The sequence below is a fragment of the Cryobacterium roopkundense genome (assembly GCF_014200405.1).
GTDB lineage: Bacteria > Actinomycetota > Actinomycetes > Actinomycetales > Microbacteriaceae > Cryobacterium > Cryobacterium roopkundense.
Genome location: NZ_JACHBQ010000001.1, coordinates 4,148,466 through 4,162,202, shown reverse-complemented (window position 1 = coordinate 4,162,202; position 13,737 = coordinate 4,148,466). Strand labels below are relative to the sequence as shown.

General features: G+C 67.3%; 9 protein-coding genes. 5 read left to right on the top strand and 4 right to left on the bottom strand.

What is annotated here, in order from left to right:
* Window positions 1-129 precede the first annotated feature (129 nt).
* Window positions 130-3,708 carry a proline dehydrogenase family protein gene (locus BJ997_RS19295; RefSeq protein WP_052542142.1) on the bottom strand — a complete coding sequence of 1,193 codons (3,579 nt, stop codon included), beginning with the start codon at window positions 3,706-3,708 and terminating at the stop codon, window positions 130-132.
* Between the two features lie 156 nt (window positions 3,709-3,864).
* On the opposite strand from BJ997_RS19295, the gene BJ997_RS19290 reads away from it, so the two are divergent.
* From BJ997_RS19290 to BJ997_RS19280, 3 genes are all read left to right on the top strand, one after another.
* The gene (locus tag BJ997_RS19290) at window positions 3,865-4,779 is read left to right on the top strand and encodes a LysR substrate-binding domain-containing protein (protein ID WP_035836199.1); all 915 of its coding nucleotides are present in this window, start codon (window positions 3,865-3,867) and stop codon (window positions 4,777-4,779) included.
* Window positions 4,780-5,018: 239 nt separating this feature from the next.
* Window positions 5,019-6,437: a hemolysin family protein gene (locus BJ997_RS19285; RefSeq protein ID WP_035836198.1), complete on the top strand. Its 1,419-nt coding sequence runs from the start codon at window positions 5,019-5,021 to the stop codon at window positions 6,435-6,437.
* Window positions 6,434-7,468 carry a CNNM domain-containing protein gene (locus BJ997_RS19280; RefSeq protein WP_035836197.1) on the top strand — a complete coding sequence of 345 codons (1,035 nt, stop codon included), beginning with the start codon at window positions 6,434-6,436 and terminating at the stop codon, window positions 7,466-7,468. Before BJ997_RS19285 ends, BJ997_RS19280 begins: the two co-directional genes overlap by 4 nt.
* Window positions 7,469-7,578: 110 nt before the next feature.
* Here the strand turns inward: BJ997_RS19280 and BJ997_RS19275 are convergent, their stop codons facing one another.
* Window positions 7,579-9,492 carry a choice-of-anchor I family protein gene (locus BJ997_RS19275; RefSeq protein WP_084141149.1) on the bottom strand — a complete coding sequence of 638 codons (1,914 nt, stop codon included), beginning with the start codon at window positions 9,490-9,492 and terminating at the stop codon, window positions 7,579-7,581.
* Window positions 9,493-9,608: 116 nt separating this feature from the next.
* Here BJ997_RS19275 and BJ997_RS19270 point away from each other — a divergent pair, with 116 nt between their 5' ends.
* On the top strand, window positions 9,609-11,180 hold the full coding sequence (locus BJ997_RS19270; RefSeq protein WP_035836196.1) for a phytoene desaturase family protein: 1,572 nt from the start codon (window positions 9,609-9,611) through the stop codon (window positions 11,178-11,180).
* Window positions 11,181-11,265: 85 nt separating this feature from the next.
* A complete protein-coding gene (locus BJ997_RS19265; protein ID WP_035836195.1) occupies window positions 11,266-11,772 on the top strand; it encodes an SRPBCC domain-containing protein in 507 nt (168 codons plus the stop codon).
* Window positions 11,773-11,784: 12 nt separating this feature from the next.
* Here the strand turns inward: BJ997_RS19265 and BJ997_RS19260 are convergent, their stop codons facing one another.
* Together BJ997_RS19260 and BJ997_RS19255 are read right to left on the bottom strand one after the other, a co-directional pair.
* A complete protein-coding gene (locus tag BJ997_RS19260) occupies window positions 11,785-12,345 on the bottom strand; it encodes an acyl-CoA thioesterase (protein ID WP_035836194.1) in 561 nt (186 codons plus the stop codon).
* Between the two features lie 237 nt (window positions 12,346-12,582).
* Complete coding sequence (locus tag BJ997_RS19255) at window positions 12,583-13,713, bottom strand: bifunctional 2-methylcitrate synthase/citrate synthase (protein WP_035836193.1); 1,131 nt, start codon at window positions 13,711-13,713, stop codon at window positions 12,583-12,585.
* Window positions 13,714-13,737: the final 24 nt, after the last annotated feature.

The window sequence follows — 13,737 nt, the reverse complement described above, 5'->3', positions numbered from 1 at the left end:
CAATCAGACCCGCGCCCGCTAACTTTACGCTCCCCTAGCTGACAGAGCGGCGGGTGCGGGCACCGGGAACCGCCAAACGGCCGAGATTCACCCCCGCTGGGACGATTCTCGGCCGGCTGGCGAAGCGCGTCAGATCACGTTGTCCGAGAGCGCGCTTGGGTTGCCGAAACGGTGCGCGGTGATCGAGATCGCCTGCTCGCGCAGGAAAGGCAGCACCTCCACGCGGCCGGCCTGGGTGACAGGGTGCGAGTAGACGGCCACGTCGGGACTGCCGCCGAGCGCCGTTGCCAAAGCGGATGCGGCATCCGCAGCCCCGTGAATCGGGTCGGAGCCCACCAGACGCACGCGTGTGGTGGTGATGCCACCGCGGGCGGCGCGCTCCAGCCACTCCTCGTCGCTCTCCACGGAGACCGGCACCTCGCGCTGCTCGAGCACGGCGCGCACGCCGGCCGGAACGGGCAGGGCACTCGACACCTCGAACTTCGACTTCGACAGCGTCGCGGCAGCGATCACGCGCAGCAGGTTGGACAGGGTGCCAGCCTCGGTGAGGCGAATGGTGACCGGAAGCGAGCGGTAGCGGAACAGGTTGCGCTCCACCTTGAGGTTGGACGCGTCACGGACCACGCCGAATTCCTCGCGCCAGGCGAGCGCATCGCTGAGCGCCGAGCGGCGGAGCACGTCGAAGTCGGAGTAGTCGAGGAACGCCTGCGACGCTTCGATGACCGCGGTGACGCGCGGCTCGAGACCACGCAGGTGCAGCGTGGAACTATTGCGGCCCGGGTCGGTCACCCAGCTGCCGAGGCCGTACAGGTAGTTCGGTCCGCCGGCCTTGGTACCGGGGCCCACGGCCGAACGCTTCCAGCCGCCGAACGGCTGGCGTTGCACGATCGCGCCGGTGATGCCGCGGTTGATGTAGAGGTTTCCGGCCTCGATGGTGTCAAGCCACTCGCGCAGTTCGTCGGCGTCGAGGGAGTGCAGGCCGCTCGTGAGGCCGTAGTCGACAGCGTTCTGGAAGCGGATGGCCTCCTCGAGGTTCTTCGCGTGCATCACGCCGAGCACCGGGCCGAAGAACTCGGTGAGGTGGAAGTAGGAGCCGGGCATGACGCCGGTGCGAATACCTGGCGTCCAGAGACGGCCTTCCTCGTCGAGCTGGTGCGGCTCCACGAGCCAGCTTTCCTCGGACCCGAGCGTCGTCAGGCCGTGCAGCAGCTTGCCCTCTGCCGGCTGGATGATCGGGCCCATCTGGTTGACCGGGTCGCTCGGCATGCCTACGCGCAGTGAGCGCGCGGCGTCGATGAGCTGGCGCTCGAAACGCTCGGACCGTGCCACTGAGCCGACGAGGATCACGAGGCTCGCGGCGGAACACTTCTGGCCGGCGTGGCCGAAGGCGCTCTTGATCACGTCGGCCGCGGCCAGGTCGAGGTCGGCGGACGGCGTGACGATGATGGCGTTCTTACCGCTCGTCTCGCCGAGCAGCGGCAGGTCGCTGCGCATGGAGCGGAACAGCTCCGCGGTCTCGTAACCACCCGTGAGGATGACCCTGTCGACGGCGGGGTGCCCGATCAGCGTGGTGCCGAGCGAGTGGTCCTTGAGGTCGACGAGCGCGAGCAGCTCGCGCGGCACGCCGGCCTCCCACAGCGCCTCGACCACGATGGCACCGGAGCGTTGGGCGAGCTTGGCGGGCTTGGCGATGACGCCGGCGCCGGAAGCCAGGGCGGCGAGGATGCCGCCGGCCGCGATGGCCACCGGGAAATTCCACGGCGGGGTGACCACGATGAGCTTGGACGGCACGAACACGGCACCCTGCACGTGGTCGAGGTCCTTCGCGCGCTCGGCGTAGTAGTGGGCGAAGTCGATCGCCTCGCTCACCTCGGGGTCGGCCTCTGCGATGGTCTTGCCGGTCTCGGCGGCCATGACCTCGATGAGTCGGTCGCGGTTCGCGGCGAGCGCCAGCCCGGCGCGGTGCAGCACGGAAGCGCGCTCGGCGCCGGTCTTCTGTCCCCAGGCCACACTCGCGGCGAGGGTCTGCTCGATCACGTGGTTGAGCGTGGGCACGTCGTCGATGCGCGCGCCGGCGATCGTGTCGAGGCCGAGCGTCGACGTTTCGACACGGTCGAGGATTCGGCGGCCCCAGGCGCGGTTCGCCGGAAGCGAGGGGTCGGTGTCAGCCTCGTTGTGGAAGCCGGTGAGGCCGGAGGCGGAACCGCGGGTGAGCCCGAGCAGCGCCGTGGTGAGGTTGGGGTCCGCCTCGTCAGCGGATGCGTCGGCATCCGCTTCGGCCTTCGGCAGCGCCTCGAGCTGGGTCACCTGAGAGCGGTCCTGGCTGCGGTTGGGCGTGGGGATCACGTCGTCCATGGCGTGCAGCGAGGCGAGGAAACGGTTCTTCTCGCGCTCGAACAGGGCCGGGGTGCTCGTGAGTTCGAACACTGCAGACATGAAGTTTTCCTGGCTCGCGTTCTCCTCGAGGCGGCGGATCAGGTAGCTGATGGCCACGTCGAACTCGGAGGGCTTCACGACGGGCGTGTAGAGCAGGAGGCGGCCGACATCCTTGCGCACGGCCGTGGCCTGGCCGGTGGCCATGCCGAGGAGCATCTCGAACTCGACCTTGTCGTCGACGCCGCGCTTCTTGCTCAGCAGGTGAGCCCAGGCCACGTCGAAGAGGTTGTGGCCGGCCACGCCGATCTTCACGGCATCGGTGTTCTGCGGGGTGAGGGCCCAGCTGAGCACGCGCTTGTAGTTGGTGTCGCTGTCCTGCTTGGTGGAGTACGTGGCGAGGGGCCAGTCGTGCACGGCCGAGTCCACGTGCTCCATGGCCAGGTTGGCGCCCTTGACGAGGCGCACCTTGATGGGCGCTCCGCCAGAGGCGCGGCGGGCCTGCGCCCAGTGAGTGAGTCCCTGCAGCGCGTTCAGGCAGTCGGGCAGGTAGGCCTGCAGCACGATACCAGCCTCGAGCTTGGCGAGCTGCGGCTGGTCCAGCAGGCGTTCGAACACCGCGATGGTGAGGTCGAGGTCGCGGTACTCCTCCATGTCGAGGTTGATGAACTTGGGTTGGCCGGCCGCCGAGCTCGCCGCGGCGAGCTCGTAGATCGGCGTGAGGCGCTCGACGATGCGCGTGACGCACTCGTCGAAGGCCCACATTGAGATCTGGCTGGCGATCGAGGAGACCTTGATCGAAACGTAGTCCACGTCGTCGCGGGCCAGCAGTTCCTGGGTGGCTTCGAGGCGGTGGGTGGCCTCCTCGTCGCCGAGCACGGCCTCACCGAGCAGGTTGATGTTGAGGCGGTTGCCGGATTCCTTGAGGTGGGCGATCGCGGGGCCGAGCTTGTCGGGGGTCGCGTCCACGACGAGGTGGCCCACCATCTGGCGCAGCACCTTGCGGGCGGCCGGGATGACGACCCAGGGCAGCACGGGGCCGAGGATTCCGCCCACGCCGATGGCGCCGCGCATGTACCAGGGCAGGAAGGCCGGGGCCTTCTTCGCCACGTGCTGCAGGCTGTAACCGGCGACCATTTTGTCCTCGGGACGCATGACGTTGTCGACGAAGCCCACGGTGAAGTCGAGCCCGTTCGGATCCTTCAGAACCCCGGCCAGACGTTCGGCCGCGGCATCCTCCGGGATCGTTGCACTCTCGGCGAGCCATTTCTGCACGAGAACGATCACCTCCGCGCTGAGGTCTTCGTGCACGCGAGGAATGAAGGGGTTGGTCATGGTCACGATTTTAGTCTCTCGGTCGCGGTGGGCAGCTCGGTATCTCCCCAGTGTGCCGCAGCCTCAGCGCCGCATTCGCATCAGGAAAGTGAGTCTTTCTGACTGGTATTCATTAGAATTAATGATCAATCACAACCGACCCCCTGAGGAGAGCGGATGCTCGACGTTCGGCGACTACGCTTATTGCGCGAATTAAAGATTCGCGGCACCCTCGCCGGCGTCGCCGAGGCCCTCGCCTACAGCCCCTCCGCGGTATCGCAGCAGCTCGCCCTGCTCGAGAAGGAGGCCGGCGTCGAGCTGCTCCAGCGAGTGGGCCGGCGAGTCAAACTCACCCCGCAGGCCGAGATTCTGGTGGCACACACCGAGCACCTGCTCGAACGTCTCGAGGCGGCGGAGGCCGACATCATGGCCTCTCGCACGACGGTCTCGGGAACCGTGCGCGTGGCCGTGTTCCAGTCCGCCGCCCACGCCGTCATCCCGCCGGCGCTCACCATCCTGGGCGAGGAACACCCGGCCCTACGTGTGGAGATCACCGAGCGCGAGCCGGAGGCCGGCCTGTTCGCGGTGTCGGCGCGCGACTTCGACCTCGTGCTCGCCGAGCAGTACCCCGGCTACACCCGCGCGCACCGGCCAGACCTGGACAGGGTCAACCTCGCAACGGATGCCCTCCGTCTCGCCGTCCCTAGGCCCCGCGACGGCCGCGTGGTCGTGGGCTCCCTCGAGGATGCCGCCATGCTGCCGTGGGTGATGGAACCGGTGGGTACCGCCTCGAGACAATGGGCAACGCAGGTGTGCCGCTCGGCTGGTTTCGAGCCGGATGTGCGGTTCGAAAGCGCCGACCTGATCGCTCACATCCACCTGATCGAGTCTGGCAACGCCGTGGGAATCCTCCCCGACCTGCTGTGGGCCGGGCAGTCGCCCGCGGTGCACCTTCTCGAGCTGTCCGGGCTGCCCAACCGCTCGATCTTCTCCTCCGCCCGTCGGTCGAGCGCCGGGCGCCCCGGCGTGCTCGCCGTGCGCGATGCCCTCACGCGCGCGGTCGCCCTCGTGGCAGCCCCCACGCCGGCCTAAACGCCGCGGGCTCGCGGACTCCCTCAAACCAGTGCCTCTGCGATCATGAAGCCACGGTCCTGCCCGTCTTCAGCAACAACCCAGTAACATTGATATCCCTGATCATTAGGACACACCCGAAAGGCGTTGACCGCAACTGTGGCTCACCAGCCATGGCCCCATGGGCCATCGAACGGCACAATACGACTTCACACCGACCGCGATCGTACCGATTGCCCGTGTGATGAGGTGACGTTCTCGTGATCGAAACCCTGCTCCTCCTGCTGCTCGGCATCATCATCACTCTGGTGATAATCGCGGCCAACGGTTATTTTGTCGCCCAGGAGTTCGCCTATATGTCCGTCGACCGTAACCGACTCGGGGCCAGTGCGGCTGCGGGGGACGCAGCTGCGGTGCGGGCTCTCGCTGTGACCAACCGGACATCATTCATGCTCTCCGGAGCACAACTGGGCATTACCGTCACGGGTCTGCTGGTCGGCTTCGTCGCCCAGCCGCTCATCGGTGAATCCATTGGCACCTTGCTGGGCGGGGTGGGTGTGTCGATGGCGGTCAGCGTCACTCTGGGGACCGTTGTCGCTCTGGTGCTCGCGACCGTCGTCCAGATGATCTTCGGCGAGCTCTACCCGAAGAATCTCGCCATCGCGAATCCCGAACCCCTCGCGCGCGGCCTGGCCCGCTCGACCACCATCTACCTCGCAGTCTTCGGATGGCTGATCGCCGTCTTCGATTTCGCCGCCAACTCCCTGCTACGCCTTCTGCGCATCGACCCCGTGCACGACGTCGATTCCAGCGCCACGGCACTGGACCTCGAGCGCATCGTGTCGGACTCCCGCGACAGCGGCGACCTGCCCGTCGAGTTGTCTCTCATGCTCGACCGCATCCTCGAATTCCCCGAACAGGACGTCGAGCATGCAATGATTCCCCGGTCGCTCGTAGCCACTGTGCGCCCCGACACCAGTATCGGTGAGGTGCGCGAGCTGATGGCGCGTGCCCACACCCGCTACCCGGTCGTCGACGACGAAAGCCAGCCCCTCGGCGTCGTGCAACTCGCGGACGTTCTCGGTTCAACGCTCTCCCAGGATGCCCCCGTTACGGAACTCATGCAGCCGGCGGTGGTGCTATCGGCGCTGATGAAGTTGCCCGATGCCCTCGCCGAGCTCACCCGCTCCCGCAACGAACTCGCCTGTGTGATCGACGAGTACGGCGGTTTCGCCGGAGTGCTCACCCTCGAAGACCTCGCGGAAGAAATCGTCGGTGAAATCACCGACGAACACGACGTGGAGGCTGCTCCCTCAGTCGATCCCGACGGCGACGCGGTCTGGATCATGAGTGGTGACGTGCACGTCGACGAGATGCACCGCGCCATCGGCTACGACCTGCCCGCTGGAGACTTCGAGACAGTCGCGGGGCTCATCATCGCCGAGCGCGGAGGCCTGCCCGTCGCCGGCGACACCATCCGCATCGTGCTGCCCGATGACCCTGCCGACCTCGTCCGAAACGACGAAGTTCACAGGTCACTCGAAATCGAGGTGCTCAGCATCGAACGCCACGTTCCGCACGAGGTGCGCGTGAGGCTCCTCGAAACGGTGGGGGACGACGAGGAAGCGCAGAAAGGATCCGAACCGGGATCCGACGACACGGCGGAGGCCAAACGATGAGTGATGGTCTTGTCGTGGCGATCGCCACCGTCATCCTGATCGCGCTCAGCGCGTTCTTCGTGGTCATCGAATTCGCGCTGCTGGGCGCGCGACGTCACCGCCTCGAGGTGACAGCGGCGACGGATCGCTCTGCCCGTGCTGCCCTCAGGGGCGTCAACGAACTCACCCTGATGCTCGCTGGCGCGCAACTGGGCATCACCGCCTGCACGTTCGCCCTCGGCGCCGTCACCAAGCCCGCGCTCGATTCCTGGCTCGGGCCCGTCTTCTCGGCGTGGGGGCTTCCGGAGTGGGCCGCGGGTGTGCTGGCCTTCACTCTGTCCCTTCTCATCGTCACGTTCCTGCACCTCGTCGTGGGCGAGATGGCGCCGAAATCATGGGCCATTGCTCACCCCGAAACAGCGGCCAAGGCAATCGGCATCCCGTCCCGCATCTTCATTTGGCCGTTCCGCCCCCTGCTCCTGTGGATCAACAGCATCGCCAACAAGCTGGTCAGGGCGTCAGGTGTAGTCCCCGTGGAGAGCGCCGCTGTCGGTGGCCAGAACGCCGAGACGATCCGCCACCTCGTGGAACTCTCGGCCCGCACAGGCATGCTCGACAGTTCCTTCCAGGACCAGCTCGAGGCCGCTATCGAACTCGAGACCCTGCGTCTCGACGCACTCGTTGACATCAGCGCGACGCCCACCGTCGTAGCCCATGATGCAACTGTCGGCGCCGTGCAGCGCGCGGCTGCGCAGTCCGGCCACATGCGCATCCTCGTCGGCGACCCGGGCCTCGGCATTCCCGGCGTCATCCACGTGAGGGATACGCTGCTCGCCCCGCTCGATGCCCCCGCCGCTCCGTTCGTGCGATCCGCCCTCACGCTCTCGGGGGAGACCCCGGTCTACGAGGCCCTCGCCCAGATGCGCGCGACGAGCCAGCAGCTCGTGGTGGTGGTCGACGACGGTCGGTTCCTAGGGGTGGTGACCCTATCCGACGTGCTCCCGCGACTTCTCCCGCACGCCGACGGCGCGGTGCCGTCACCAGTCGGTTGATCGGGTGTGTGCAGACGAACGCAAGAGCTGACACCGGCTTGAGCCGGCCGAGCGCGGACAAACGGATACCCCTGACGAGGTCTTCGCCAGGGGTATCCGTTTGCGCGTCGTTAGGAGCGGATGCCCCGGCGGCGGAACATGAACGCGAGCACGGCGCCCGCGAGCACCAGCAGGGTGGCAAGCAGTCCGGCCGGGGCCAGCTCTGATCCGGTCGCAGCCAGCATGTCGCCCGCACCCGTCTCGGCCAGAACTCCATCGGCGCCGGGCACGGCCGCAGCCGCGGAGGCAGCGATCGCGAAGAGCGTCGTGGTGCCGGAGACCTCATTACCCACCGCGAGCATCGGAACACCACTCGCGGAGTCACTCGCGGCAATGAAGGCCACGCCCTCGGGGCCGAGATCGCCCGCTGCGGGCAGGTCGGCGGCGCCGGTGCCGGCGTCGACTGAGGCCTCCATCGACACCGCGAAGTCGCGGTTGTTGATGTACGTCACGAATTCGGCCGAGGCAGGGTCTTCGATGTCGTAGACCATGATGCCGCCCACGCGCTCGAGTCCGATGAACGCGTAGGTCCGGCCGTTCACGTCGCCGATGGCGAGGTTTTCGGGCTCCGGTCCCTTGTCGTCGCTGCGGCCCTCGAGATTCGACTCGCTGTGGTTCGAGTTGAAGTAAGCGGGGTTGGCCGCAGCGGTGATGCGTTCGAAGTCGTCGCCGGAGTCGAAGACCTGAGTTCCATCTGTATTCCAGATCGAGAATGAACGCGAGCCGAAGGAATAGAGCTCCTCGTAGCAGGTTGCGCCAGCGTTGAGGCCGTTCTCGGTGGTGACGGTGAGGCGACCGAGATCGGCGTCGCCTGTGAGAGCGGCGAGCGCGCTGTCCGCACACACGGGCAGGAGGCCGCCGGCGCCAAGGTCTTTCACGCGCACTGCCTCTGCGTAGGCACCCCACTCACGGGCATCGCCCTCGTTCGCTGTCACCAGATATGTTGCCTCATTGGCCGTGTAGGAGTTCATGCCGTCCGGCATATACATTCCCTTCAGCCCTGGGTAGGTCTGAATGTTCACCGTCGGCGCGTCTTCAGGGTCACGGTCGGAGGCGTCGATTCCCTTGCCCTCGACCCCGTGGTCCTGAAACCCGAGCGGCCAGATCTGCGTGATCTCTGCCGTGGCCAGGTCCACCACGGCCACAGCGTTGGCTTCCTGCAGCGCCACGTAGGCCACGAGGCCGTTCGCGTCGATCGCCACGTACTCGGGCTCGAGGTTGGTGGAGACCCGGTTGCCGCCGAGGTGGGGGCCGAAGACGCGCACATCCTCGGGCAGGGTTTTACTGCCACCCGCCTCGAAATCGTGGAAGTCTGCCGTTCTGACGGCGGACTGCGCCGGCGCCGAGACGCCGTCGGGCAGCGTCACGACGCTGACCGATCCCTCAGGGTCGATGGTGAAATCGTCGTTCGGCTCGCCCTCATTGGCGGATACGGCGTAAGAACCGTCAGCCGAGATGCTCACCATGTCGGGCAACGCGCCCACCTCGACGGCACCGAGAACCGTCGCGACGGCGGCGTTGGCGTCAAAGAAGACGAGCCAGCCCGCATCCGTCTTGGTGGGAGATTCGATCGCCATCACGCCGAGGCCGTCGCCGCGCACGGCCACCGAGTTGGCGGTGGCGCCGGCCGGAACCGCACCACCCGCACTGAGAGGCGCGCCCTCGGCGGCGAGGGCATAGAGCTTGGCGGGGCTGGCGGGATCCTCAATCGTGAGCACATCTACGGCCCCCTGGGCTGCGTTCACCACGAAGAGCCGACCACCGAAGTACGTGACGATCTCGGCCGCCGAGGCGTCGAACGTTCCGGTTTCGTAGCTGCCGAGCGCCGACAGCGTGAGAGCCGCGGTGTCGCTGGAGTACGAGATGGGTGCGTCCACAATGGCAGCGGATGCCGCGGGCGCAGCCAACCCGCAGGCCAGCACGGCCCCAAGGCCCAGCGCGAGGGCCGTCCGTGGAAGCAAACGGTACGGAGTGAAAGCTTTCATGCGGGGTCCCCCTGGTGCGGTGCAAGCGGTTACTGTGACTCCTGTCTAAGGGGGTCACGTGGCGCGCGGGTGAACGGGACGTGTCCGGGCGATGGCCCCGGCCGTAGGCTCGGGTCATGACCGAAACTGAGTTTGACGTGGTGATTGTGGGCGGCGGACACAACGGGCTCACCGCGGCCGCCTACCTCGCCCTGGCCGGCAAGACAGTTTTGCTGCTCGAACGTGACGACCATCTGGGGGGTGCGGCGGTGTCAGCGGATGCCTTCCCCGGCCAGGACGTTCGGCTCTCGCGCTACTCCTACCTCGTAAGCCTGCTGCCGCAGCGCATCAGGGATGAGCTCGGGCTCGACCTTGAGCTCGCTCGGCGTCGATACTCGTCGTACACGCCCGATCCCACCGATCCGGTGCAGGGGCTGCTCGTCGACCACGGAGACCCCGCCGCCACCCAGGCCTCCTTCGGCCGGGTCGCCCCGGCCGATTTCGCAGCATGGAACGCCTTCTATGACGGCACCGGCGTGCTGGCCCGTGCACTGTTCCCCACCGTCTGCGAACCGCTGCTCACCCGCACGGAGGCGCGGCTGCTCGTGGCCGATGACGCCCTGTGGAACGCGTTCATCGAGCATCCGCTTGGCACCACGATTCGCGACACGTTCGAGAGCGACCTGGTGCGCGGCGTGGTGGCGACCGACGGCCTGATCGGCACATTCGCCTCGCTCGACGGCGACGACCTCCACGCGAACCGCTGCTTTCTGTACCACGTGATCGGCCAGGAGACCGGTGACTGGGACGTGCCGATCGGCGGCATGGGCGCCGTCTCCGGCGCGCTCGAGCAGGCGGCCCTGGCTTCCGGCGCTCGGCTCGAAACCGGCGCGACCGTCACGTCGATCACGCCAGACGGTGCCGTCGCCTACCTGCACGATGGACAGCGGCACACTGTGACGGCCGAGTACGTGCTCAGCAACGTGGCCCCCTGGGTGCTCGACGGCCTGCTCGGCCACGACCGCGCGGGCACGCCCAAGCCCGAGGGCGCCCAGGTGAAGGTGAACCTGCTGCTTTCCCGGCTGCCGCGGCTGCGTGACGGGTCAGTCCCGCCCGCGGCCGCGTTCGGGGGCACGTTCCACATCAACGAGACATATACCCAGCTCGAGGGAGCCTTCGCCGCCGCGCTGCAGGGCGAACTCGGCGAGCGCCTGCCGTGCGAGATCTACTGTCACTCGCTCACCGACCCGAGCATCCTCTCGCCCGAGCTCCGCGAGGCCGGGGTACACACCCTCACGGTCTTCGGCCTGCACACCCCCGACCGCTGGGTCGACCCGCACAACGGCTATGCCGGCAACGACGCCCTGCGCGAGACCCTGCAGGCCGCCGTGCTCGCGTCGCTCAACTCGGTGCTCGCCGAACCGATCGAAGACCTGCTGCTGACGGATGCCTCGGGTCGCCCGTGCATCGAAACCAAGACCACCCGAGACCTCGAACTCGCCCTGAACCTGCCCGGCGGCAACATCTTTCACGGGGCGCTGTCCTGGCCGTTCCTCGAAGACGACGCCCCGCGCACGACGGCGGCCGAGCGCTGGGGCGTGGCCACCACGCATCCGCGAATTCTGGTGTGCGGAGCCGGCGCGCGACGCGGCGGCGGCGTGAGCGGCATCGGCGGGCACAATGCGGCCATGGCGGTGCTGGAGGGCTGACGCCCCCACAAACGATGCTGGCAGTGAAGCGGAAAGGGGCCTAGCCTGTGGGAAAGATCGTGTGTCACTCAGCTGGGAGGAAATCATGACAGGCAAGGCCACCGGACGGCTCGTCCATCGCGACGACGGACTGTATCTCATGATGGATCGACTGTTCACGGCGATCCCGGACGACGTGTGGGCCACCATGACCCGGCCGGCCGAGCTCGAGAAGTGGATCGGCACGCTCACGGGCGCCCCCAACACCGGCGCCGCCAAGTTTCGCATGTCGGCCGAGCCCGAGGCGCAGGCCCAGTACGTGACGATTCTCGAATGCAGCGCACCGCACCGGTTCCTCGGCGACTTCGGCGAGGGCGAAGACGCCTGGCGCGCCCTGTTCCACCTGGTCGAGGGCAACGGAATGACCACCCTCACCTTCGGGCAACGACTCCGCAATCCGGCAGAGGCCGCCACCGTCGGCCCGGGTTGGGACTACTACCTCGACCGACTCGTCGCCTACCGGGCCGGACGCCCGCTGCCCACCTGGGACGGCTACTATCCCGCGCTCGCGCAGGCCTACAAGGACATGATCCTGCCCGCCCGCACGCGGTAGGCAGCTCGCGGGCTACTCCCAGATGCTCGGGGCCGGGGCGCGGGTGGCCGGCATGGCCACGTCGTCGCTCCACTCCAGCAGCCAGGCGGGAACGGTGACGTTCTCGGGCATTCCCACCGCCTCCAGCAGCTCTTCCATGGGAACCACGCCGCCGGTGCGCTTGAGAAAGCGACCACGGATGAACCCGTGTGCGTAAATCTCGGGCTCGCCCGCGGCATCCGGTCGAACAAAGCGCTGCTCCACATAGACGGCCTTCGCGTCGAAACCGAGGATGCGCGACTCCACGGTAAACCGCTGCCCCACGGTGAGGGACTTGCGAAAGCTCATCGTTTCGGCCACGACCACCGGGTACCAGCCTCGCTCGACGAAGATCTTCCAGACCCCCGTGCGGTGCAGCATGTCGAAGCGGGCCACATCCATAATCGACAGGTACACGCCGTTGTTCATATGGCGCAGAATATCGAGGTCGGTCGGAGACGTGATGAAGCGGGTGCGCGCCACGTCGTAGTGGCCGAGCCTCGGGCCGAAGCGGGACAGCAGGGAGTGCAAGAGAGTACGAAAGAACATATGCATGCTGCGATGCTATCGGCGACCCGCCGGTCGAGGCGCGAGGCACGAGCACCCCGCCGGTCGAGGCGCGAGGCACGAGCGATCGAGACCTGGCGAGACGTTCCTCAGACCCGAGTGCGGTCCGAGGTTCGGGTCGCGGGGTCTCGATCGCTCCTTCGTCGCGCCTCGACCAGCGGAAGACGAGCGGAACACCAGCGGGAAGCGGGAGGGGGAAGCTGAGCAGACCCCGTGAGACACTCCCTAGGCGGGCAGATCGCGCTGGGCGGCCCCGACGTAGACCGACAGCGGGCGGATGAGCGCATTCGCGGCGAGCTGCTCCGACACGTGGGCGGTCCAGCCGATGACGCGCGCGGCCACGAAGATGGGCGTGAACGTCTCGGTGTCGAAGCCCATCACGTGGTAGGCGGGGCCCGTGGGGTAGTCCACGTTCGGCAGAATGCCCGTGCGCGCCGCCATCGCCTCCTCAAGGTTCATGTACATCTCGAGCAGGTCCGGCCTGTCGAAGTGCTCGAGCATCGTCACCATCGCGGCCCGCATGGTGGGCACCCTGGAGTCGCCGTGCTTGTAGACGCGGTGCCCGAAACCCATCACCTTGCGTTTGCTCGCGAGCGTCTCGTCGAGCCAGGCAGCCACCCGGTCGGGCGTTCCGATCTCGTCAAAGGTGTACATCACGGCCTCGTTGGCACCGCCGTGCAGCGGTCCCTTGAGGGCGCCGATCGCGCCCGTGACAGCCGAGTGCATGTCGGAGAGCGTGGACGCGATCACCCGCGCGGCAAAGGTGGAGGCGTTGAAGGAGTGCTCGGCGTAGAGCACGAGCGACGTGCGGAAAGCCGCGACCACCTCGGGCTCCGGCACCGCTCCGAAGGTCATGTACAGAAAATTCTCGGTGTAGTCGAGGTCATTTCGCGGCTCCACGAGGGCCAGCCCGTGGCGACGGCGCTGGTCGTACGCCACGATCGCCGGCAGCTGCGCGAACAGGTGCCGTGCCTTGCGCAGGTTGTGTGCGGTGGAATTGCTGCCGGCGTCCATATCGTTGGCGCCGAGGATGCTCACGGCTGTGCGGCAGACGTCCATCGGATGCGTTGTCAGCGGCAGGTCATCCACTGCGCGCAGCACGTTGGGCGCGAGCGCACGGTTCGAACGTTCTTCCAGCTGGAACTCGGCCAGCCGCTCGGGCGTGGGCAGCTCGCCGTCCCAGAGCAGCAGCGCCACCTGCTCCACGCTGCAGCGCGTGGCGAGCTGCTGCACCGGGTACCCCCGATAGAGCAACGAATTCGTGTCGGAGTTGACCATCGAGATGGCCGTGACATCGACCGGGACCCCGGCCAGCCCCTTGAAAATGCGAGGCTCGGTGGTGGCTGAGTCGCTCATGATGCTCCCTTCGGCGGTGCGGCA

What these genes read in the sequence shown, in the direction of transcription:
- BJ997_RS19295 (WP_052542142.1), bottom strand. Translation starts at nt 3,708, where the DNA reads ATGACCAACCCCTTCATTCCTCGCGTGCACGAAGACCTCAGCGCGGAG.
- BJ997_RS19290 (WP_035836199.1), top strand. Translation starts at nt 3,865, where the DNA reads ATGCTCGACGTTCGGCGACTACGCTTATTGCGCGAATTAAAGATTCGC.
- BJ997_RS19280 (WP_035836197.1), top strand. Translation starts at nt 6,434, where the DNA reads ATGAGTGATGGTCTTGTCGTGGCGATCGCCACCGTCATCCTGATCGCG.
- BJ997_RS19275 (WP_084141149.1), bottom strand. Translation starts at nt 9,492, where the DNA reads ATGAAAGCTTTCACTCCGTACCGTTTGCTTCCACGGACGGCCCTCGCG.
- BJ997_RS19270 (WP_035836196.1), top strand. Translation starts at nt 9,609, where the DNA reads ATGACCGAAACTGAGTTTGACGTGGTGATTGTGGGCGGCGGACACAAC.
- BJ997_RS19265 (WP_035836195.1), top strand. Translation starts at nt 11,266, where the DNA reads ATGACAGGCAAGGCCACCGGACGGCTCGTCCATCGCGACGACGGACTG.
- BJ997_RS19260 (WP_035836194.1), bottom strand. Translation starts at nt 12,345, where the DNA reads ATGCATATGTTCTTTCGTACTCTCTTGCACTCCCTGCTGTCCCGCTTC.
- BJ997_RS19255 (WP_035836193.1), bottom strand. Translation starts at nt 13,713, where the DNA reads ATGAGCGACTCAGCCACCACCGAGCCTCGCATTTTCAAGGGGCTGGCC.